The sequence below is a fragment of the Sphingomonas sp. genome (assembly GCF_025362505.1).
In the GTDB taxonomy this organism is placed as follows: Bacteria; Pseudomonadota; Alphaproteobacteria; order Sphingomonadales; family Sphingomonadaceae; genus Sphingomicrobium.
Window position 1 is genome coordinate 1 of record NZ_JANYGG010000051.1, and the last position, 19,981, is coordinate 19,981.

At 65.4% G+C, this 19,981-nt stretch carries 20 protein-coding genes; 6 read left to right on the plus strand and 14 right to left on the minus strand.

Annotation, left to right across the window (positions count from 1 at the left end; all coding sequences use genetic code 11):
* Window positions 1-404 (minus strand): S4 domain-containing protein (locus tag Q0R27_RS04130; protein WP_293941209.1); only part of this gene is annotated, 404 nt, incomplete at its 3' end.
* A 29-nt stretch (window positions 405-433) separates the two neighbouring features.
* Between Q0R27_RS04130 and Q0R27_RS04135 the strand changes: the two genes are divergently transcribed.
* Window positions 434-865: a response regulator gene (locus tag Q0R27_RS04135; RefSeq protein ID WP_293941212.1), complete on the plus strand. Its 432-nt coding sequence runs from the start codon at window positions 434-436 to the stop codon at window positions 863-865.
* A gap of 11 nt (window positions 866-876) precedes the next feature.
* On the opposite strand, the gene Q0R27_RS04140 is transcribed toward Q0R27_RS04135, so the two are convergent.
* Complete coding sequence (locus Q0R27_RS04140; protein WP_293941215.1) at window positions 877-1,923, minus strand: aromatic ring-hydroxylating dioxygenase subunit alpha; 1,047 nt, start codon at window positions 1,921-1,923, stop codon at window positions 877-879.
* A gap of 209 nt (window positions 1,924-2,132) precedes the next feature.
* On the opposite strand from Q0R27_RS04140, the gene Q0R27_RS04145 reads away from it, so the two are divergent.
* Window positions 2,133-3,851, plus strand: a complete 1,719-nt coding sequence (locus Q0R27_RS04145; RefSeq protein WP_366079822.1) for an MFS transporter — start codon at window positions 2,133-2,135, stop codon at window positions 3,849-3,851.
* Here the strand turns inward: Q0R27_RS04145 and Q0R27_RS04150 are convergent.
* The 4 genes from Q0R27_RS04150 to Q0R27_RS04165 form a co-directional block, all read right to left on the minus strand.
* A complete protein-coding gene (locus Q0R27_RS04150) occupies window positions 3,787-5,001 on the minus strand; it encodes a bifunctional folylpolyglutamate synthase/dihydrofolate synthase (protein WP_293941218.1) in 1,215 nt (404 codons plus the stop codon). The two genes, Q0R27_RS04145 and Q0R27_RS04150, sit on opposite strands and share 65 nt — an antisense overlap.
* Window positions 5,001-5,855 carry an acetyl-CoA carboxylase, carboxyltransferase subunit beta gene (gene accD, locus Q0R27_RS04155; RefSeq protein ID WP_293941221.1) on the minus strand — a complete coding sequence of 285 codons (855 nt, stop codon included), beginning with the start codon at window positions 5,853-5,855 and terminating at the stop codon, window positions 5,001-5,003. The genes Q0R27_RS04150 and accD overlap by 1 nt, the downstream gene beginning before the upstream one ends.
* 70 nt (window positions 5,856-5,925) lie before the next feature.
* On the minus strand, window positions 5,926-6,600 hold the full coding sequence (gene pyrF, locus Q0R27_RS04160; protein WP_293941224.1) for an orotidine-5'-phosphate decarboxylase: 675 nt from the start codon (window positions 6,598-6,600) through the stop codon (window positions 5,926-5,928).
* Window positions 6,597-6,878 carry a hypothetical protein gene (locus Q0R27_RS04165; protein ID WP_293941227.1) on the minus strand — a complete coding sequence of 94 codons (282 nt, stop codon included), beginning with the start codon at window positions 6,876-6,878 and terminating at the stop codon, window positions 6,597-6,599. Before Q0R27_RS04165 ends, pyrF begins: the two co-directional genes overlap by 4 nt.
* 147 nt (window positions 6,879-7,025) lie before the next feature.
* On the opposite strand from Q0R27_RS04165, the gene Q0R27_RS04170 reads away from it, so the two are divergent.
* A complete protein-coding gene (locus Q0R27_RS04170; protein ID WP_293941230.1) occupies window positions 7,026-8,345 on the plus strand; it encodes a serine hydrolase domain-containing protein in 1,320 nt (439 codons plus the stop codon).
* Here the strand turns inward: Q0R27_RS04170 and Q0R27_RS04175 are convergent.
* From Q0R27_RS04175 to Q0R27_RS04185, 3 genes are all read right to left on the minus strand, one after another.
* A complete protein-coding gene (locus Q0R27_RS04175; protein WP_293941233.1) occupies window positions 8,342-9,223 on the minus strand; it encodes an alpha/beta hydrolase in 882 nt (293 codons plus the stop codon). The genes Q0R27_RS04170 and Q0R27_RS04175 overlap by 4 nt on opposite strands.
* Before the next feature lie 296 nt (window positions 9,224-9,519).
* The gene (locus Q0R27_RS04180) at window positions 9,520-10,836 is read right to left on the minus strand and encodes a L,D-transpeptidase family protein (protein WP_293941236.1); all 1,317 of its coding nucleotides are present in this window, start codon (window positions 10,834-10,836) and stop codon (window positions 9,520-9,522) included.
* Between the two features lie 182 nt (window positions 10,837-11,018).
* Window positions 11,019-13,304, minus strand: a complete 2,286-nt coding sequence (locus Q0R27_RS04185) for a UvrD-helicase domain-containing protein (protein WP_293941239.1) — start codon at window positions 13,302-13,304, stop codon at window positions 11,019-11,021.
* A gap of 169 nt (window positions 13,305-13,473) precedes the next feature.
* Between Q0R27_RS04185 and Q0R27_RS04190 the strand changes: the two genes are divergently transcribed.
* A complete protein-coding gene (locus Q0R27_RS04190; protein WP_293941242.1) occupies window positions 13,474-13,962 on the plus strand; it encodes a nuclear transport factor 2 family protein in 489 nt (162 codons plus the stop codon).
* A gap of 599 nt (window positions 13,963-14,561) precedes the next feature.
* Here the strand turns inward: Q0R27_RS04190 and Q0R27_RS04195 are convergent.
* The 4 genes from Q0R27_RS04195 to gstA form a co-directional block, all read right to left on the minus strand.
* On the minus strand, window positions 14,562-15,212 hold the full coding sequence (locus tag Q0R27_RS04195; protein WP_293941245.1) for a hypothetical protein: 651 nt from the start codon (window positions 15,210-15,212) through the stop codon (window positions 14,562-14,564).
* A 100-nt stretch (window positions 15,213-15,312) separates the two neighbouring features.
* On the minus strand, window positions 15,313-15,687 hold the full coding sequence (locus Q0R27_RS04200; RefSeq protein WP_293941248.1) for a cupredoxin domain-containing protein: 375 nt from the start codon (window positions 15,685-15,687) through the stop codon (window positions 15,313-15,315).
* A gap of 240 nt (window positions 15,688-15,927) precedes the next feature.
* Window positions 15,928-16,380 carry a PA2169 family four-helix-bundle protein gene (locus Q0R27_RS04205; RefSeq protein WP_293941251.1) on the minus strand — a complete coding sequence of 151 codons (453 nt, stop codon included), beginning with the start codon at window positions 16,378-16,380 and terminating at the stop codon, window positions 15,928-15,930.
* Between the two features lie 115 nt (window positions 16,381-16,495).
* The gene (gene gstA / locus Q0R27_RS04210; RefSeq protein WP_293941254.1) at window positions 16,496-17,104 is read right to left on the minus strand and encodes a glutathione transferase GstA; all 609 of its coding nucleotides are present in this window, start codon (window positions 17,102-17,104) and stop codon (window positions 16,496-16,498) included.
* 64 nt (window positions 17,105-17,168) lie between these two features.
* Here gstA and Q0R27_RS04215 point away from each other — a divergent pair, with 64 nt between their 5' ends.
* Both Q0R27_RS04215 and Q0R27_RS04220 read left to right on the plus strand, forming a co-directional pair.
* Window positions 17,169-17,942 carry a methyltransferase gene (locus Q0R27_RS04215; protein ID WP_293941256.1) on the plus strand — a complete coding sequence of 258 codons (774 nt, stop codon included), beginning with the start codon at window positions 17,169-17,171 and terminating at the stop codon, window positions 17,940-17,942.
* Window positions 17,939-19,198, plus strand: coding sequence for a cation:dicarboxylase symporter family transporter (locus Q0R27_RS04220; RefSeq protein ID WP_293941259.1), 1,260 nt, complete (start codon window positions 17,939-17,941; stop codon window positions 19,196-19,198). Before Q0R27_RS04215 ends, Q0R27_RS04220 begins: the two co-directional genes overlap by 4 nt.
* On the opposite strand, the gene Q0R27_RS04225 is transcribed toward Q0R27_RS04220, so the two are convergent.
* Window positions 19,195-19,947 carry a LytTR family DNA-binding domain-containing protein gene (locus Q0R27_RS04225; RefSeq protein ID WP_293941264.1) on the minus strand — a complete coding sequence of 251 codons (753 nt, stop codon included), beginning with the start codon at window positions 19,945-19,947 and terminating at the stop codon, window positions 19,195-19,197. The genes Q0R27_RS04220 and Q0R27_RS04225 overlap by 4 nt on opposite strands.
* Window positions 19,948-19,981: the final 34 nt, after the last annotated feature.

Genomic DNA, 19,981 nt, shown 5'->3' on the forward strand with positions numbered 1-19,981 from the left:
GGGGGCAATTTGTCATAGATGGTCGGGCGGCCCTTGGGGTCAAACTCGGCGGTCAGGCACGAGGGCGGCTTGTAGAAGCGGAACAGGCGCGCCGCCTCGGGCTTGGCGACCTGCTTGCCGTCGACGGTCACCCCGGCGAGATTTTCGAGCACCGTCGCGGGGGTCTTGAGCACCTCGCCGTTGATCGCGACTCGGCCGTCGGCGATCATCCGCTCGATCTCCCGCCGTGACGCGATGCCGACGCGGGCGAGCAGTTTCGCGATCCGCTGTGGCCCGTCATCGCGCGCCGGGCCGGGTTTGGGCCCGCGCGTGACCGGCCCTCGTGGCGAATTATTTGTGCCCGGCCGCGAAGTTCGCGGACCGCGTGGCACCGGAGGGCGCGTCGTACGTTGCGGGCCTGTCATCTTCACTCCTGGGCGGGGAACCAACACCGATGCTGTTCGGCAAGCGCAAACAGGTCGTCAAGCGGATCCTCATCGTCGAGGACGAACCGCTGACCGCGTTCAACAACGAAACCCTGATCGAAAGCGCCGGCTATGAAGTGGTCGCGACCCACGACAATGTCGCCGACGCGCTGGCGAGCCTGGACGAAAGCCCGATCGACTTGATTCTGTCCGACGTCAAGCTTGCCGGTAAGCGCACCGGCATCGACTTGGCGCGCGAGGCGGGCAAGCGCGGCGTGCCAGTGCTGTTCGTGACGGGGAAATGCCCGCCGGATGCGGCAAGCTTGTCGATCGGCTGCCTGGTGAAGCCGTACAGTGGCGGTGTTCTCAAGGACGCGATCAAGGCGGTCGAGTTGCACCTGGAGGGGAAGGCGGGGAAACTGCCCAAGGGGCTGGAGTTGTTTCCGATCACGGCGCGCTGATCGTCGCCTCGCTAAATTGCTGCTGCGATCTTGCGATGGAACCGCGCCACGCCCTCTTCGAGCGTTCCCAGCACCACCTCTTCGATCAATCCCGAGGCCAGCCCGCGCTGGCCGAGCGCCGCGGCGCCGAAATCCTCAGCCCCGAACGTGCCGCCATCGAGCAGGTCCCAGCTTTTCGCCCAGTGCGCCTCGGCCTCGTTGGTTTGCGGCTCTTCGGGAATTAGCATCAGATCCTCGACCAGCGTCCGTCCGACCGCCTGCGGCATCGCGACCAGCAGGTTGATATAGTCCGGGCTGACGATCACCACCGAGTTGGGGAACAACTGATAGGTGTAGGTCACCGCTCGGCGCAGCGCGGGCCAGTCGTCGCGGTCGATCTCGTTCAGATAGTCGGCGCGCCCGACCGCCGCGCGCTGGTGGATGCCGATTTCGTCGGCCACCGTGATCCCGTCGGCAAAGAACGGCGCGATCGTCGCCGCGTGGAGCCGCTGGACATGATAGCTTTCGAGGAAGGCGTCGATGACCAGCTTCCAGTTGGCAGCGACTTCGTGCGTCTTGCGCCTGTAAAGGTACAGATCGGCCAGCCCGAACGCGTCGAGGTCGGGAGCAAGCGCCTCGGCGTCGCGGAAATCGGCCGCGGGATCGCGCGCGAACCAGATCAGGCCGCCGGCCTCGGCTGCTGCGAACTCGAGCAGGCCGTGCGCCGTCTTGTCGAGTCCCGGGAAACAATCGGCGCGGGGCAAGGACGCGAGCCGCCCGTCGGCTCGATAGGCCCAGGCGTGGTAGGGGCACACGATTCGCGTCGCCGGGACCGGCCCCGACGTGTCGAGCAACCGCGTCCCCCTGTGGCGGCAGACGTTGGCCATGACATGCACCTGCCCGTCGCCGTCGCGGCTGATGATCAGTGGCACGCCATAATCGTCGTGGATGACCGCCTGATTGGGGTGGGGTAGCAGCGCCGAGGGGCCGAGCAGAAGCGGCAAGCGGTTGAAAAGCGACACTTGTTCGCGCGCATAGTAGTGAGGGTCGGTATAGTTGTGCGCCGGCAAACGGGTCATCGCCGACCCCATGGCCGCCTCGCCCCGGGCCAGCGCATCGGCTAGCGCGCGCTGCCCGGCACTGGGTTTTGAAGAAAGCGGTATGGCATCCATTGCGGCAAGCTGCTCCCATCTCGGGGCTGATGCAAGTTAAGATCCCCGAACTGGACTAGCCAGCACCCCCTCATCTGCGCAATGTTGGTGAACTTAGACGAAAAGCGGAGAGAAAATTGGCGTCCCAACCCCGGCCCAAGGGCTTCAAACTCCTCCGCGTCGCGCTCGCCAACCGCAAGTCGGGTAGCATGCTGGGCTTCGGCTTCTCGTCGGGCCTGCCCTATGCGCTCCTGATCGGCACCCTCAACGCCTGGCTCGGCGAGGAGAAGATCAACCTCGCGACGATTGGCGTCCTGTCGTGGATCGGGCTGACTTACTCGTTCAAATTCCTCTGGTCGCCGCTGGTCGACCGCCTCGAAATCCCGCTTTTGAACCGTTTCGGTCGCCGCAAGAGCTGGATCATGCTGTGCCAGGCGGTGATGGTCGCCGCCTTTGTCGCGCTCGCATTGACCGACCCTGCAAAGAACATCGGCTGGTTCGCAATTTTCGCGGTTATCGCCAGCTTCGCCTCCGCCACTCAGGACGTTGCGGTCGATGCTTGGCGGATCGATGTCGCCGACGAGGAGGCGCCAGTCGAGCTGCTCTCGGCGATTTACCAGTTCGGCTATCGCATCGCCTCGATCGTCGGCGGCGCGCTCGCGTTGGTACTGGCCGCGCGGATGAGCTGGAGCCTGGTCTATATGCTGATGGCGGTGCTGATCGGACTGATGATCGGTGTCGCGCTCGCCGCTCCCGACACCAGCCGCCCACCCAAGGGAGCGATGAACGAGGCGCTCTCCCAAACCGGCGAGATCGAGCCGCGAACCCGCCTCATCGCGCTTGCCATTGTCACCGTCTGCTGGGCGTGGGCAATCATCACCATCGCCCGCTTCATGAGCTCGATGCTCGTCCTCGCGCCGGGTACAAAGCCACCCTCGGTCGCCGACTTCACCAAGCATGTCGGCCCGTGGATCATCGTCGCGACGGTGTTCGTGCCGTTGGTGATTGCGGCAAGCGTAAACTGGCTCAAGGCCCACCATCGCAGCGTCCTTACCGCGCCCGACACCAACCCCGGCCCCGGCCGCACCGCCGCCAATCACATGTACGGCGCGCTCGTCTCGCCGCTAGCCGAACTGTCGCAGCGGCTCGGCTGGGGCGTGCTGATCGTGATGGGATTCATTCTCACCTATGCGCTGTGCTATAATATCTGGTCGAGCTTCGCCTTCCCTTTTTACCTCGATTTCCTCCACTACACGAAGGACGAGGTGGCGTTCGCGTCGAAGGTGTTCGGCATCTTCATGACGATGATCGGGATCAGTCTCGGCGGCTATCTGTTCGCCCGCATCGGTCGTTTCCCGACGGTATTGATCGGCGCGATTCTGCCGCCAGTGGGCAACCTCGTCTATGCCGACCTGGCAGAAGGCGGGGCGCATCTCGATGCGGTCGGGCATGCGCTGGGACTTCACGCGCTGGCGACTTCGCTCGGATCCGACGACCGCATGGTGCGGCTGTTGATGGCGATCAGCTACGAGAATATCGCGACCGGAATCGCGCTGACGGCGTTCGTCGCCTACCTTTCGTCGATCGTCTCGAAGCGCTTCACCGCAGTCCAATACGCGCTGCTTTCGTCGCTCACCTTCCTCGTCGGCTCACTCGGGCGTGGGGTGGCGGGCGAGGCGTTCGACACGCTCGGCTATGCGACGGTGTTCCGCTACACCGCCGCCTTCGGATTGCTGTCGGTGCTGTTCGTAACGCTCGAGTGGATTCGCGTCTCGGCGGTGGAACGCCGCGCTAGTCGGGCAGCTCAAGATTTGCCGACAGCGCTTCCCCCGCAAGGTACAGCGACCCCGCAATAAGGATCGGCGAGGACAGCGGAGCGAGAGCCTCAGCCAGCGTCGCGGCGGCTCGCCCGCCGAACTTCGCGGCAAGCTCGGCCGGGTCGTGGCTTGCATGGCCGGGGACCGCTGCAAAGGTTAGGCTGAGCGCGTGCGGGCGAAGCAGAGCGACGATCTCGCCCGCATCCTTGTTGGCGAGCATGCCCAGCACAAGGTGACGCGGATCGGCCGCGAGGTGCGCCGCCAGCGCCCGTGCGGCGTCGCCGTTGTGCGCGCCGTCGACCATTACGTCGCGCCCGGCGGCGAGCGGCCCGGAGGCGAGCCGCTGCAGCCGCGCCGGCCATTTCGCGTTCGCTAGTCCGTCGCGGAACTGGTCGATCGTAACCGGCAATCCCGCCGCGACGAGCATCTGCCACGCAAGGTTGGCGTTGCGACGTTGGTGCGCCCCGGGGAGGGCTGGGCGCAGACTGGCATCGGGCGCCCAGTCGCGGCCCTCCAGCAGCGCCCGCGCGCCGCGTTCGGCGGCCATGGCTTGGGTGGCGGCAAGTGCTTCGGGCGGCTGGGCCAAGACAATCAGCGGGATGCCGGATTTGGCGATCCCCGCCTTCTCGCGCGCAATTTCAGCAATCGTGTGCCCCAAATAATGCTGGTGATCGATCCCGATGCTGGCGATCCCGCACGCCGCCGGGCGCTCGACGACATTCGTCGCGTCGAGCCGACCGCCGAGCCCGACCTCGAGGATGCAGACATCGGCCGGGGTGCGTGAATAAATGAGCAGCGCGACGGCGGTCGTGACCTCGAAGAAGCTGCCGCCGATGCCTTCGTTCACATCGAGCACCTCGGCCAGCAATGCCGCCAGCGCCTCGTCCTCGACCAGCCGCCCCGCGATCCGGATCCGTTCGTTGAAGCGCACTAGGTGCGGGCTGGTGAACACGTGCGCGGTCAGCCCCGCTGCCTCGAACCCGGCACGCAAAAACGCGCAGGTCGAGCCCTTGCCGTTGGTGCCCGCGACGTGAAGCACCGGCGGCAACCGGTCCTGCGGACGGCCAAGCCGATGGAGCAGCCCCAGCACGCGGTCGAGACCGAGGATATCGTCGGCGTAGATCGAAGTCCCCAGCCGGTCGAGCTGGGCCTGCACCGCTGGCGAACCCGAACGGGCGAAATCGGCCATCAGGCCGCCGCCTTCTCCGGCGCGAGATAGGCGATCAGCGTGGCGAGCCGTGCGGTCAGCTCGGCGCGGTGCACCACCATGTCGATCATCCCGTGCGCGAGGAGATATTCGGCGCGCTGGAAGCCCTCGGGCAGTTTCTCGCGGATGGTCTGTTCGATCACCCGCTGCCCGGCGAACCCGATCAGCGCTCCCGGTTCGGCCAATTGCACGTCGCCGAGCATCGCGTAGGAGGCGGTGACGCCGCCCGTCGTGGGATCGGTCAGCACGACGATGTAGGGCAGCCCCGCCTCGCGCAGCTGGGCCAGCGCAACGGTCGTGCGCGGCATCTGCATCAGGCTGAGAATACCTTCCTGCATCCGCGCGCCGCCCGCCGCGGTGAACAGCACATAGGGCAACTTCGCCTCGATCGCGGCCTTGATCCCGGCGACGATCGCCGCTCCGACCGCGATCCCCATCGATCCGCCCATGAAGGCGAAATCCTGCACCCCGACAATCACGCCGCGCCCGCCGATCGTGCCGCGCGCCGTAATCAGCGCGTCGCGTTCCTCGGTCGCCGCGCGGGCGGCCTTGAGCCGGTCGACATAGCGCTTGCTGTCCTTGAAGCGCAGCGGGTCCTCGCGCACTTCGGGGGTTGGCAGGAAGCGGTAGTGTTCGCTGTCGAACAGCATCTCGAACCGCGCCTTGGGCCCGATCCGGTCATGATGGTCGCAGCGCGGGCAGACGAAGAGATTGTCCTCCCACTCCTTGGTGAACACCATCGACCCGCACTTGCCGCACTTGTGCCACAGCGTGTCGCCGATCTGGCGCTTCGGCAGAAAAGGAATGCCGTTGCGCACCCGGGTGAGCCAGCTCATCGAGAAATTCCTTGCATCGCGCGGCGATACTGCGCGCGAGGGGGGATTGTCCATGTCGGGGAAGGGAGGCCTAAAGCGTCGCCTCGATTGCCCTCAGTGCCGCCACCGGGTCCTCTGCCGCCGTCACCGGTCGCCCGACGACCAGGATCGACGCCCCTGCGTCGAGCGCCGCGCGCGGGGTCATGATCCGCTTTTGGTCGACGGCGGCGGTCTCGGCGGGGCGGATGCCCGGGACAATGAAGAAGCCGGTCGGCCACGCCTTGCGCACGGCGGCGACTTCCTGGCCCGAACAGACGATGCCGTCGAGCCCGGCGTCCTTCGCCAGCGCGGCGAGGCGCTCGACCTGCGCTTGCGGCTGTCCGCCGACTCCGATCGAGCCGAGATCATCACCGTCGAGGCTCGTCAGCACGGTTACCGCGACGACCTTGGTCCCTGCTGGCGCGGCGGCCTTGGCGTCCTCCATCATCGCCCGCCCCCCGGCCGCGTGGACGGTGAGGATCGCGGGCTCGAACGGGCGCAGCGCCATGATTGCCTTGGCGACAGTGTTGGGGATGTCGTGGAACTTCAGGTCGAGGAACACCGGCAGCCCGAGGTGGGCGAGGTCCATCACCCCGGCGCGGCCGTTGCGGCAGAAGAATTCGAGCCCGAGCTTGATCCCCCCGGCATGGGCGCGGACCTTTTGCGCCAGGGAACGCGCCGTTTCGAGGTCGGGCGTGTCGATCGCGATATAGATGCTGCGGCTCACGACCGCGGATCGTCGGCGAATGGCGGCGGCGGAGGCGACGACTGCAGCGGGGGGCGGGCCAGTTGCTGCGACCGCTTCATCCGCCACCAGCGGATCCGCCAGCCGATCGCGGTCGGCAACAGGCCGACCAGGAACGCGATCAGCAACAGCAGCGGCAGTTTGATATCGGCCTGCACATTGCCCCACAGATCGACCGTCACGTCGCTCCAGTTGCGCCCGAGGAACAACGCCGCGAGGAGCGCCACGAACAGCCAGAAGAGAAGGCGCAAGAACCGCATCTGTGTGGAGCTTTAAGCGAGGAGCATCGCCAACGCCAGTGACGGACTCGCGTCGTCGCTCCGACCGCTCACTTGGGCGCAGCCTGACGCTCCACCCGTTGAGCGTATCGTCGTGCATCGCCAAGGCGGAAAGCCGGGGAGAAGAGATTGGAACGACAGCATATCATCGGGTTCGGCGTCTTCGCCGCGCTCGTCGGCGCGGTGGCCCTCGCCGCGCCTCACCACCGGGTCGACGCGAACCGCGCGGGCCAGCAAAAACTCGCGGCGGCGCATCTGAAGTTGGCCAGACTGTCGATGTCTGCGCGGCACGACATCGACTATGCCCAGCTCGACGCACGCCTGAAGCACATGGTCGCCAGGCCGACGATGGTCGGGCTGTCGGTCGGCGTGATCGAGAATGGCCGGATCACCTTCCTCGCCGGCTATGGCGAGACCACGGAGGGCTCGGGCGACGCGGTCACCCCGGAAACCGTATTTCGCTGGGCGAGTTGCTCGAAGGGGCTCGCCGCGACGATGGTCGCCAAGCTGGCCGAGCAGGGCAAGATCAATCTCAACGCGCCGGTGGCAAACTATTCGACCAGCCTGCGCCTGCCTAACGGCGGCGAATATCGCGCGACGGTGACCGACCTCCTCAGCCATCGTCTCGGCCTTTACCGCAATGCCTATGATAACAAGCTCGAGGAAGGTGAGAGCCCGTTCGTCCTGCGCTCGACCCTGGGTCAATTGAATGCGGTGTGCGCGCCCGGCACCTGCTGGGACTATCAGAACGTCGCCTATGACGCGTCGAGCGAGATGGTCGCGCGGGTGATGGGCATGCCCTATCCGCAGGCGGTCAAGCGCACCTTGTTCGACCCGATCGGCATGACCTCGGCCAGCGCAACCCGCGATGGGCTGATGGGCGCGAGGAACTGGGCTCGTCCGCATAGCGTCGGGCGGCGCGTGCTGCCGGTGACGGATGCCTATTACAAGGTCCCGGCGGCGGGCGGCATCAACAGCAATATCAAGGATTTCGCGCTGTGGATGATTGCGCAGTCCGGCGGCATGCCCGACGTGCTGTCACCCAAATTGCTCGCGACGATCCACGCGCCTTTGGTGAAGACGCCGGGCGAGGCGGGGCGGATGCGCAAGTTCGCCGAGCGCGTCCACAGCCCGTTTTACGGCATGGGCTGGCGCAGCTATGATTATGCCGGGCACCACATCGTCGGCCATCGTGGAGGGGTCAACGGCTACCGCTCGCTGATCCTGTTCGATCCCGCGCTCAAAAGCGGCGTGGTCGCGCTATGGAACAGCAACACCAGCCAGCCCGGCGGCCTCGAGTTCGAGGTGATGGACATGATCTACCACTTGCCGTTCCGTGACTGGATGGAGCTGAGTAAATCGGGCGTTCGAGCCCCGGCAGCCGATGACGGCGACGACCAGGTGACCCCGACCGTCGCCGCTCGCGGGAGCTCCGCTTCCGCCGGTTAAGCCTGCTGAGTCATCGGAATGGCGCTGCGCTGGTCGGCGCCTTGCTCCGCACGATCACCCTTAAGGAACGTCAGCAGATCGTCGATCAGCCGTTCCTTGTCGATCGCGAACAGGCCGTGCGCCGATCCGTCATATTCGATGATCTGCGCGCCCGGCACCTGCTTGGCTACGACACGGCCAGTAGCGCCAATCGGCACGGTCTTGTCGGCCGTCCCGTGAATGACCAGCGTGGGCACGGTGAAGCTCTTCAAGTCGGGCCGGAAATCGGTCGTCGCAAAGGCCTTTGCCGCCGCCAGCGTTGGCCTCAACCCGGCCATCATCGTCTGGCGCCACGAATTCATCAGCACTTCCTCGCTGACCGGCGACGACAGCGCGCCGACCCCGTAAAAGTCCTTGAAGAAGCCCTTGAAGAAATGCTCGCGGTCCTTCTTCATCCCTGCGGTCATCTCGTCGAACGTCGCCTGCGGAACGCCGTCGGGGTTATCATCGGTCTGCGCCATATAAGGCACCACCGATGAAATCAGTACCGCCTTGGTCACTCGCTGGGTGCCGTGACGCGACAGGAAGCGCGCGACTTCGCCGCCGCCCATCGAAAAGCCAACCAGCGCGACGGGCTCGGTTATCCCGGCCTCGGTGAGAATCGCGGCGACATCGTCACTGAAGGTGTCGTAGTCATAGCCATCCCACGGCTGGTCCGACCGTCCGAATCCACGGCGGTCGGGGATGATCGCGCGAAACCCATTTTCGGCGAGGCGCAGCGCGGCGTCGTCGAACGTATCGCCGGTCAGCGGCCAGCCATGCAGCAGGACGACGGGCTTACCCTTGCCCCAATCCTTGTAATAGAGCCGGGTGCCGTCCTTGGCATGCGCATAGGGCATGATAGTCTCCTTGTTACAATCGGTGCGAACTAAACGCACGTGCGCCGGCCGTGTTGCTCCGCTCGTCGCGGCGACATGCGCGACGAGCGGAGCAACGAAATGGAATGCCGTCCAAGGCTGGCGGGTTTTGCCGGCCAGGTGCTGCAGGAGCAGATCGAGCACCATGTCGGGGAAGAGGAAAAGCGCCTAGATTTAAGCTGGGTCGATATTGGCGAGGTCGGGCGCTTCCCCTTACTTACCTCGCCGAGTTCACATCCCTGCTATCCTTGCGCCTGCAACTCGACGGATTTCCAGTCCTATCGAGAGGCCATCCGGCCGGTCGCGTTGTCGCGGTGGTAGACGTCGTTGGATAAGGTGACTTGGCCGTTGGCGGCGTGGGCGGTGAGGTAGGTGAGGTAAACCGGAACGCCCTGCGGCAGGCGCACATGTAGCTCGGGATCGGCCGACGGTGCCTTAAGCTCGGCGCCAGCCATCCACTTGCCGAGCCGCGTCGCATCCTCGAGCCGGACGCAGCCGTTCGACAGCGTCCGCTGTTCCTTGGCGAACAGCGCGCGATTGTTGGTATCGTGAAGGTAGACGCCCTGGGGATTGCCGAAGCCGAACTTGACCCCCCCCATCGAATTAGCGGTGCCGGGAAGTTCGCGGAGCTTTACCTCGGTGGTGCCGGCGAGAACGCCCTTCCAGTTGACCGATCTTGCCGGAAGGATCTGCGGGTCGTCCCAGTCGGCGATCACCTGATAGCCGTTCTTGGTCAGCCAGCTCGTGCCTTGCTTGATTACGTGAGGCGCGATCAGCTTGCGGCCGAGGTCGCTCGGGATGTTCCAATAGGGGTTGAAGGTCGCATACCAGATGGTGCTCGCGACCATCGGGGTCTGCGCGTCGGGGCGGCCGACGACGATCTTCATGCGGTCGACAACGCGGCCGTTCTCGACCATCGACAGCTGCTGCGTAGCGGCGTCGACCAGCACGAAACGGCCACTCGCGGGCAAAGCGCGGAGGCGATCGAGATTGGCCATGATTCGCGGATCGGGGAGCGATGTGCCCGACGCTTGCGCCTGCGCCCAGGCGGCATCGCGCAGTTCGGCGTAAAGCGGACTGACGGCTGCGATCGCGGCAAGGTGATCGACGAGCGAGGGCGCGCGCGCAGCCTGCTCGAGCACATAGCCCGCCGCGGGATTACGCGGCGCGAGCCGCGGATCGAAATAGGTCATTCCCGGTGCCGGCGCGTGCAGCGCCGCGACATAGCGCAGCCATGCGACCGACATCAGCCGCTCGGCCTTGGCGGTCGCCGCCGGGCTTGTGACAGAAGCCAGAGCGACACTGATCTCGTCGGCCAACTGCGGCCCCGAAGAGAGGCCGTCGAGCGGCGCTCGACGGAGAATATGGAGTAGCGACAGCGCTGCCGGTCCTGCGGCTCCGCCCTTTAGCCACAAGGGCGCGGCGCGATGCTGCGCATAGAACGTATCGACCGCCGACGAGATTGCCGGATCAGTCGGCACCAACACCGCAGTCGGCGCCACGGGCACCACAACCGAACTGGTTGCAGCGAATGCCGGGAGTGGTGAGAGAGCGATACAAGCCCCCATCAATCTGGCGAACTGAGTCGGCTTCAATGCCGGTTCCTTTCAAGCAAAATCATAAGCTTGCGGCTCAACAGTCGGAAAGCCACTTGGTTCAACTTTATCAACACGCCGCAACACGGGACCTGAATGAGCCGATAGCCTTTGACGCATCTGCGAATCGCAAAATAGGAATTAATTTCAAAGCCGTAAAGGCTGATGCCTTATGGATCGGCTCAGCCAAGGCTGACGAAGCTGTCAAGCACTCGCTTCCTGCCCGCATGCTCGAAGTCGATTTCGAGCTTGTTGCCCTCGATCGCGGCGATGAGGCCGTAGCCGAATTTGGCATGAAACACGCGTTGGCCGAGGGACAAGTCGGAGCGGCCCTTGTTTCCCAGGCTTACCGCAGGGCCGCGTGCTTCCTTGGGAGCGGTCGATCGGTCCCGAGTTGACCGGTGGTCGGGCATCGCGATGGCGCGGATGACGCCGGGGCCTCGGCGCTCCATTCGCGAAACGTGAGCGAAGGGGTCGCTGTGTTCGCTCCACTGGGCGCGCCACAGCGACTCGCCGCCGGTCATGGTGGTTTCCTGCTCGATATGATCCTGCGGCAGTTCGGCGATGAAGCGGCTCGGGATCGAGCTGGTCCACTGGCCGTAAATGCGGCGGTTGGCGGCGTGGAGGATCGTCGCCCGGGTGCGCGCGCGGGTGATCGCGACGTAAGCGAGGCGGCGTTCCTCCTCTAGGGCAGCGAGACCGTCTTCATCGAGCGCGCGCTGCGAAGGGAAGACGCCTTCCTCCCAGCCAGCGAGAAATACGATCGGGAATTCGAGGCCTTTCGCGGCATGGATGGTCATGATCGTGACCTTGGGCTCGCCGCGCTTGGCGTCATTGTCCATCACGAGGCTGACATGTTCGAGGAACGCGCCGAGGGTTTCATATTCCTCCATCGCCCGCGTCAATTCGGCGAGGTTCTCCAGCCGCCCGGCGGACTCGGCGCTGCGCTCGGCCTGTAGCGCTGCAGTGTAGCCGCTTTCGTCGAGGATCTGGCGGGCAAGTTCGGGATGGGAGAGCGAGGCTGACATGGTGCGCCAGCGGCCGATGTCGCCGACGAAGCGGGCGAGGCTGCGGCGCGCCTGCGGGGTGAGTTCGTCGCTGTCGAGCATCTGCGCGGCGGCGAGCAGCAGGGGCTGCGAAGTGGCCCGGGCGAAGCGGTGGATCCGCTCGATCGCCTTGTCGCCAAGGCCGCGCTTGGGGACGTTGACGATGCGCTCGAAGGCGAGATCGTCGGCCGGCTGCGCGACAAGGCGGAAATAGGCCAGTGCGTCACGGATTTCGGCACGCTCGTAGAAACGGAAACCGCCGACAATCTGGTAGGCGAGGCCGATGGCGATGAACCGCTCCTCGAACTCGCGCGTCTGGAATTGCGCGCGGACGAGGATCGCGGTGTCGTCGAGGCTGCCGCCGCCCCGCGCGTGGCCCTCGATCTCCTCGCCGACGCGGCGCGCTTCCTCGGGGCCGTCCCACACGCCGATCACGCGGACCTTGTCGCCGCCATTGCTTGCCGTCCACAGCGTCTTGCCGAGGCGCCCTGAATTGTGCGCGATGAGCCCGGTAGCGGCGGCGAGGATGTGCGGGGTCGAGCGATAATTCTGCTCGAGGCGGATCACCGCGGCCCCGGGAAACTCCTTTTCGAAACGGAGGATGTTGGCGACCTCGGCGCCGCGCCACGAGTAAATCGACTGGTCGTCGTCGCCGACGCAGCACAGGTTGCGGCGTGGCTCGGCGAGCAACTTCAACCAGTCGTACTGCGACGCGTTGGTGTCCTGATATTCGTCGACGAGGATGTATTTGAAACGGTCGCGGTAGGTTTCGAGCACGTCGGGGTGCTGGCGGAATATCGTCAGCATGTGGAGCAGCAGGTCGCCGAAGTCGCACGCGTTCAGCGTCCGCAATCGCTCCTGGTAGGCAGCGTATAGCTCGCCACCCTTGCCGTTGGCGAACGCCTCGGCCTCCGCCGCATCGATGTGCGCCGGGGTCCAGGCGCGGTTCTTCCACCGGTCAATGACGCCGGCGAGCTGGCGTGCCGGCCAGCGCTTCTCGTCGAGGTTGTTGGCGACGATCAGTTGCTTGAGCAGCCGCAGCTGGTCGTCGGTGTCGAGAATGGTGAAGTTCGATTGCAGCCCGACCAGTTCGGCGTGGACGCGCAGCATTCGCGCGGCGACCGAGTGGAAGGTGCCGAGCCACGGCATCCCCTCGATCGCCCCACCCGAGATGCGCGACACCCGCTCCTTCATTTCGCGCGCGGCCTTGTTGGTGAAGGTAACGGAGAGGATCTGGCTCGGCCAGGCGCGACGCGTGGCGATGAGGTGGGCGAGGCGCGCGGTGAGCGCGGCGGTCTTGCCGGTACCGGCGCCGGCGAGGACAAGGACCGGCCCGTCGGTGGTCAGCACGGCCTGACGCTGGGGAGCGTTGAGGCCGGCAAGGTAAGGGGTATCGGAGGTCAGCGGAGCAGGCTCGGTCACGAGTGAACAGTTAGGGAACAGGAAGCGGCGGGGCAATGGCTTGTGCCGAAGTCAAGCGGGGGAACGCGGATTGACACCAATCCCCGAGCGTCGAAGAGTGATGACGGGCGTGAAACGAACGTCTGAGTCGCTGCATTTTCGCCGAAAAACAGCTATAAGGGGACATCTCATGAAGACATTGTCTTTTGTTCGCCGTTCATCCGTGATCGCGGCGGCAATATTTGCGGTCGCCGCCACGCCTGTCTTTGCTCAGACCGATGCGCGCGTTGCGGCCGAGATCATTAAACTAGCGCAGGCGCAGATCGATGCCACGGTTGCGCAACGGCCGGTAACCGAGCGGATGAGCGCAATCTCGGAGGACTATACGCTATTCCAGGCCTTCTCAAACACCCGGATCGACGGCAAGGATGCAGTGGTCGCGCTCAATTCCGCCACCGACTTAGGCGGGGGAAAGACGCTGGTCACCCGAATGCTGAACAGCCGCGTGCAAGTCTACGGCGATATGGCGATTCTTACCTACAATACGTACAGCATAAACCAAGACCGTGAAGGTGCCACGAGCGCCGAGCAGGCGCGGGTCACGCGGGTCTATGCGCAACGCGGCGGACGCTGGCAGAATGTCCACACGCACATTTCTCGGCCCGCGATGCCGAACTGACCAAATGAAACGGCAACTGCGCCCAAAATCTGATTCTATCCGCGATATCCCCGTTATCCACAGGCTTGGCGGTGAAGATTCTTCTTTGAGCGACTCGGCGACGGGCGCATATTCATCAGGTGATCGGGGCAGCGGCCTTGGCCACTTCGGCAACGGAGCGACCAGGAACAAAGCACCGATCTCCGCCGGCAGGCGATGGTGATGCGGACGAGATGTGGAAATCCTTCGGGACCGAAGCAGTTCGGAAGTTCATCGGACCAGCTGGCAAGAGGCGCCGGAAGAGTTGATCTTTCTGTCGCAGCTGCCGAGCCTTCGGGGGAGGAAAGCGCGAAAAGAGGGTCGATCCAAGAAGGGCCGTGAAAGGTCGAGTTTCTGTCTTCGGACTGAATCATGACTGGAAGCGACGCCTGAGCTGGTGAGCTAGGATCGAAGGACGGGGGAGCGCAAGCCGACCAGGTCACGAAAACCGGCAGATCCTTCGCTCGGCGCAGTGGGGGCTGGCAGCAATGCCGGCCCCCATTTCTCGTTTGGGAGATCGGGGATCGTTTAATCCGTCCCCGGTCCGTTGCGCCTTTTCGACCGCAGTTCCGGGATCACAGTTAGTAGCTCTGGCGGTAGCGGTTCGAGCGGCTGACGCTGACGCTGGTGACGTAGCCGCGATAGTCGACGCGACAGTCAAAGCGGATGTCGCCTTGCGCGGTGGCATAGCCATAGGCGTTCGACTGGCCCGGATAGCCCTGATTGGCGTAGCGGTCACGGTTGGTATAGGGGTCGGTGCGCTCGCCGTGGACGCCATCCTGCCCAAAGCCGTTGTTGCCGTAGCCGTTGTTGGCATAGCCGCCCATGCCGCTGTTGATCAGGCCGGAAATCTTGAGACCGCTCGATCGGCGTTCGACCCGGGTGATCGAGACGAGCCGGGCGCGGCCGCCGGTGTAAGTCGTTCCATTGGAATAGCGCGGGTCATAGCCCTGCTGGCCGTCCTGGCCGCCGTATTGTCCGCCATACTGCTGTTGGCCATAACCCTGCTGGTCATAACCCTGCTGGTCATAGCCCTGATTATAGCTATAGCTGCCCTGCCCGCCCTGGTTGACCCGGGCTTCGGCGGCGCGGGCGCACTGATCGATCGACGTGCGATAAGTCGACTGGCCGAAGGCGCCGTAGGCCGAATAATCCTGCGCCGAGGCCGGGCCTGCGGCGGCGAGGAGGGCAGCGCCGGCGGCTGCCGACGCGATGCGATACATGGCCTTCATGGCCGTACTCCTTGATTGGACGGCCAAGAGATTCTGGCGGTTCATGGGAGTAACGCGCTGCGCGGCAATACGGGACCGAGGCGCCGCGCCTTTCCCCGGATCAGTCGACGATGATGGTCGCGCTCATGCCCATCATCTTGTGCGCGAAGTGGGTGCATTTTGCCTTGTAGGTGCCGCGCGCGGGGACGAGCGTGACGCTCGCGCTCGCGTGGCCCGCCAGCTCGACCTGCCCGCGCTCGACTGGTCCGGCGAGGCCGTGCGCATTGGCGAAGAAGGCCGGCGCGGTGAAATCATGACCCCCGCCCGAAGCATTGGTGAACACCAGCCGCACCGGCTGCCCCGCGGCCAAGTGAATCGGGGCGGGCGCGATGTGGAAGTTGGACAGGGTGATGGAAACGGTCGCGGGTGCCTGAGCGGCGACTGGTGCGGCGAGGAAGAGGACGGCGAGCGGGGCAGCGAACAGACGGCGCGACATGATGGCCTCCATCGACAGGGAAATTCCGCCTTACGCCTGTTTCGCAAACAAGACGAGGCGACGGCATATGGACCGCCGCCTCGTGATGGCCCGCCCTGGGGAAGGGCGGGGCTTTGCTCGCTATGCCGGGGGGTCAGGCGAGCATGTTCGCAGGCACTCGGCCGCCATTGTCGGCGAGAACCTTCATCGTGGCGTGGTGGACAAAGAGAGCGGTCTTGAGCGACAACAAATACCCATGACTTAGGCGTCCATGCCGTGTTTCAGGTTGCTCATCTGGTCATGGCCGTGGCGGACCGAGGTGAACGCCTGCTCGATGACAGCGCGCGTCCCCGATGACAGGTCGATGTCCTTCAGCGCGGTCTCGAACTTCTCCTTGAGATAATCCTCACCGCGCTCGACCTCGTTGATGATCGCCTTGTCGTCGCGGCCGGTGACCGCGGCTTTCAGGTCGAGAAAGCGCTGGTGGGTCTTGCCCATGAAGCTGCCGTCGCCCTCGGGCTCGCCGCCGAGCGTGGTGACCCGCTGGCGCAACGTTTCCACGAACTGGCTGCGCTCGTCGGCGAACTTGCGGAAGAGCAGCTGAAAACGGGTCGACTCGGTATGTTCGGCGGCGACGCGGAAGCCGGTGACGCTGTCGATCAACGTCGCGGTCAGCGTGTTGAGAGTCGTGATTTCGGTGCTGGACTCGGCCATGGTGGTCTCCCTTTCGGTGGAATCCCTTGATCAACGCATCAGCCGGAGCGTCGATGCGCGGTGACCCAGGAAATTTCACGCAAAAGGGACGAACGGTGCCGGTCAGGCGGCAGAGCTAGGCACCGAGGCCTTCTTCGGTCAGCGCCGCCTTGACCGCCGGCTCGGCGGCGACGCGCTGGCGGTAGGATATGATCATCGGCCATGGCAACAGATCGATCTTGAACAGGTCGGTCCACCGCAAGACCGTGAAGAAATACGCATCGGCGGCGGTCATCGTGTCGCCCGCCAGAAAATCGTGTCCGTCGAGCTTGCCGCTGAGATAGGTGAACTTCTTTCCAAGGTTGTCGAGCGCCATGGTCCGCGTTTCGGCCGGCGTCGCGGGGTTGAACAGCGGCCCGAAGCCCTTGTGAATCTCCGTCGCGATATAGTTGAGCAGTTCGAGTTGGCGATAGCGCGCGGTGCCGCTGGCGGGGATCAGGCCGGAGTCCGGCTTCTGGTCGGCGATATATTGGAGCAGCACCGCATTCTCGGTCAGCACCTCCCCGCTGTCGAGCTTGAGCGCCGGAACGCCACCCTTGGCATTGACCGCATAATAGTCGCCGCCGTCGGTCAGCTTGTGCGCGCGCAGGTCAACGTTCTGCAGGTCATGGTCGAGACCGGCGGCGTGGAGTGCGATCAATGGCGCAAGGCTGCAGGCGCCGGGCGCCTGATACAGTGTGGTCATGGGCTGTTCCTCCTGTCGGCCCCGAGATAGGGTGGCGGCGCACAACGACAAGCTGGAGGCGAATATGGCTCGCGTATTGGCAACGGTAGTGGGAATGGCGCTGGCCTGTTCGATCGGGCGGGCCGAGGCGCGATCGACGCCGGACACGGTCTGGATGAACATCGCGGCGGCGGTCGCGGCGCCCACCCGCAGCGCCGGCAATGTCAAGCTCGACGCTTCGCGCAAGCCCGCCGAGGTGCTGGCCTTCCTCGGGCTGAAGCGTGGCATGCGCGTTGCCGACATGTTCGGGGTCAATCATTATTGGGCCGAGATTTTCGCCGATGCGGTCGGGCCGAAAGGCCAGGTGGTGGTCTGGGAGCCGTCGCAATTCTATCGTGATAAGGCGAAGGATGATTTTACGTTGTTCGCCGCCACCCGGCACAATGTCGCGATCGTTGCCAGCCCGTTCGCGACCCCGGCGCTGGCGCCGCGCTCGTTCGACCTGATGCTGATCAACCTCGATTATCACGACGTCTATTGGGAAGCCGCCAAGTACGACATCGCGCGGATGGAGCCCGACGCATGGCTCAAGTTCATCTTTGCCGCGATGAAGCCCGGCGGGATCGTCGGCGTCGTCGACCATGTCGGGCCAGCGGGCGACACGCGCGGGATTGTCGAGAAATTGCACCGCATCGATCCAGCGACGGTCCGCGCCGACTTCGAGCGCGCGGGGTTCGTGCTCGACGGAGAGAGCACCATCCTGCGCAACCCGGCCGACGACCATAGCCTGCTGGTGTTCGACCCCGCGATCCGCGGCAAGACCGACCGCTTCATCTACCGCTTCAAGCGCCCACGTTGAAGATCGGCCCGACCTGGCGCGTGCTCGGCGCGCTGATTGTCGGGTTGCTCGTCGGGGCGCTCGCGGCGGGGCAGGGCGGAGCGTGGCGCGATCCGGCGGTGCAGGTCGCGTCGACCGTCGGCGGGCTGTGGCTCGACGCGCTCAAGATGACGGTGATCCCGCTGATCGTCGCGCTGCTGATCAGCGGGATTGTCGGCGGAGCCGATGCCGCGCGACAGGGTGGAGCGGCGGGGCGGTCGATGCTGTGGTTCGTGATGCTGCTGACCGCGTCGGCGATTTTCGGCGCGCTGGTGATGCCGGCGCTGATCGGGCTGTTCCCCTTGCCGCAAGCGGCGGCCGCAGCGTTGCGCGCGGGGCTTGCTGGGGTCGACCGCGAGACGGCTGCGGCGTCGGTGCCGGGTATGGCCGATTTCGTCCGCTCGATCGTGCCGCCCAACGTGGTCAAGGCGGCGGCCGACGGATCGATCCTGCAGATCGTGGTGTTCACGACGCTGTTCGCGTTCGCGATCGCGCGGTTGCCCGAGGACAAGAGGCGCCCGCTGGCGGAGTTTTTCGACGCCTTGGGCGATGCGATGCTGGTGATCATCGGCTGGATATTGTGGCTCGCACCGGTGGGCGTGCTGGCGTTGGCGTTTGCGGTCGGGGCCGGGGCGGGAGGCGCCGCATTCGGCGCGGTACTTCACTATGTATTGCTGGTATCGAGCCTTGGAATCGCAATCCTGCTGTCGGCTTATGCGGTAGCGGCGGTGGCGGCGGGCTGGCCGATCGGAAAGTTCGCGCGCGCCATGATCGCGCCGCAGGCGGTGGCGATCTCGACCCAGTCGAGCCTGGCGTCGCTGCCGGCGATGCTGCGCACGGCGCGCGATCTCGGGGTGCCAACGGCGAATGCCGACGTCACGCTCCCGCTCAGTGTCGCCCTGTTCCGCGCAACGGGCCCGGCGATGAACATGGGGGTCGCGATTTACGTCGCGCACTGGCTCGGGATTTCGCTTAGCCCGCTGGCGCTGACGACTGGGGTCGTGGTGGCCGCGATCACGACATTCTCGGCGGTGAGCCTGCCGGGGCAGTTGAGCTTCGTTAGCAACATCGCCCCGATCGCGCTGTCGATGGGAGTGCCGATCGAGCCGTTGGCGATTCTGATCGCGGTTGAGACGGTGCCCGACATCTTCCGGACGCTGGGCAATGTGACGATGGACGTGGCGGTGACCGGCGCGGTGGCGCGACGGCGACCGGCGTCCCCGGCACAAACCGTCTAGCGGCCGGCCATCTCGCGCACCGCATCGGAATAGAGCCGGCCGACCGGCTGCTCGCTGCCATCGGCGAGGCGCGCGATCCAGCGGCCGGAGGCGTTGCGCGCGAAGCCGGTGACGAAGTCGCGGCGGACGATCGCCGAGCGGTGGAGGCGGATGAAGCGCGCCGGGTCGAGTCCGTCCTCGAGCGCATTCATCGAATGATGGATGAGCCAGCTGCGCGGCCCGACGTGGAGCCGCATATAGTCGCGCTCGGCCGAGACGCGGTCGATGTCGCGGGTGGCGATGCGGACCAGGCCCGACATGTCCGACGCCCAGAACTCTTCGAGGTAGCGCGACGGGGGCGCTGAGGGGCCGTCGGCGGAGCGGGCGACAAGATAGGCGCGGGCGCGGGCGAGGGCGCGGTCAAGGCGTTCGGGCTCGACCGGCTTCATGACATAATCGACCGCCGCGACTTCGAACGCCGCCACGGCGAACTCGTTGAAGGCGGTGACGAAAATCACGGCGGGCGAAGGGCGGCGGCTCGACAGGGCGCGCGCGACCTCGATCCCGTCGAGCCCCGGCATGGCGATGTCGAGCAGGAGCAGGTCGGGCTCGAGCGCCTCGGCCATGCGCACCGCGCTTTCGCCGTCGCTGGCGGTGCCGACGAGATCGACCCCGTCGCAGCGGGCGAGGAGCAGCTGGAGCCGCTCAGCGGCGAGCGGCTCGTCGTCGGCGATGAGCAGACGCAACGGCGCCGGGGCAAGGTCGGTCATGCGTGGCTCCCCGCGGATTCGAAGGGCAGCGTCA

What these genes read in the sequence shown, in the direction of transcription:
- Q0R27_RS04135 (WP_293941212.1), top strand. Translation starts at nt 434, where the DNA reads ATGCTGTTCGGCAAGCGCAAACAGGTCGTCAAGCGGATCCTCATCGTC.
- Q0R27_RS04140 (WP_293941215.1), bottom strand. Translation starts at nt 1,923, where the DNA reads ATGACCCGTTTGCCGGCGCACAACTATACCGACCCTCACTACTATGCG.
- Q0R27_RS04150 (WP_293941218.1), bottom strand. Translation starts at nt 5,001, where the DNA reads ATGGCCGATTTCGCCCGTTCGGGTTCGCCAGCGGTGCAGGCCCAGCTC.
- accD (WP_293941221.1), bottom strand. Translation starts at nt 5,855, where the DNA reads ATGAGCTGGCTCACCCGGGTGCGCAACGGCATTCCTTTTCTGCCGAAG.
- Q0R27_RS04165 (WP_293941227.1), bottom strand. Translation starts at nt 6,878, where the DNA reads ATGCGGTTCTTGCGCCTTCTCTTCTGGCTGTTCGTGGCGCTCCTCGCG.
- Q0R27_RS04175 (WP_293941233.1), bottom strand. Translation starts at nt 9,223, where the DNA reads ATGCCCTATGCGCATGCCAAGGACGGCACCCGGCTCTATTACAAGGAT.
- Q0R27_RS04190 (WP_293941242.1), top strand. Translation starts at nt 13,474, where the DNA reads ATGAAGACATTGTCTTTTGTTCGCCGTTCATCCGTGATCGCGGCGGCA.
- Q0R27_RS04195 (WP_293941245.1), bottom strand. Translation starts at nt 15,212, where the DNA reads ATGAAGGCCATGTATCGCATCGCGTCGGCAGCCGCCGGCGCTGCCCTC.
- Q0R27_RS04200 (WP_293941248.1), bottom strand. Translation starts at nt 15,687, where the DNA reads ATGTCGCGCCGTCTGTTCGCTGCCCCGCTCGCCGTCCTCTTCCTCGCC.
- Q0R27_RS04205 (WP_293941251.1), bottom strand. Translation starts at nt 16,380, where the DNA reads ATGGCCGAGTCCAGCACCGAAATCACGACTCTCAACACGCTGACCGCG.
- gstA (WP_293941254.1), bottom strand. Translation starts at nt 17,104, where the DNA reads ATGACCACACTGTATCAGGCGCCCGGCGCCTGCAGCCTTGCGCCATTG.
- Q0R27_RS04215 (WP_293941256.1), top strand. Translation starts at nt 17,169, where the DNA reads ATGGCTCGCGTATTGGCAACGGTAGTGGGAATGGCGCTGGCCTGTTCG.
- Q0R27_RS04225 (WP_293941264.1), bottom strand. Translation starts at nt 19,947, where the DNA reads ATGACCGACCTTGCCCCGGCGCCGTTGCGTCTGCTCATCGCCGACGAC.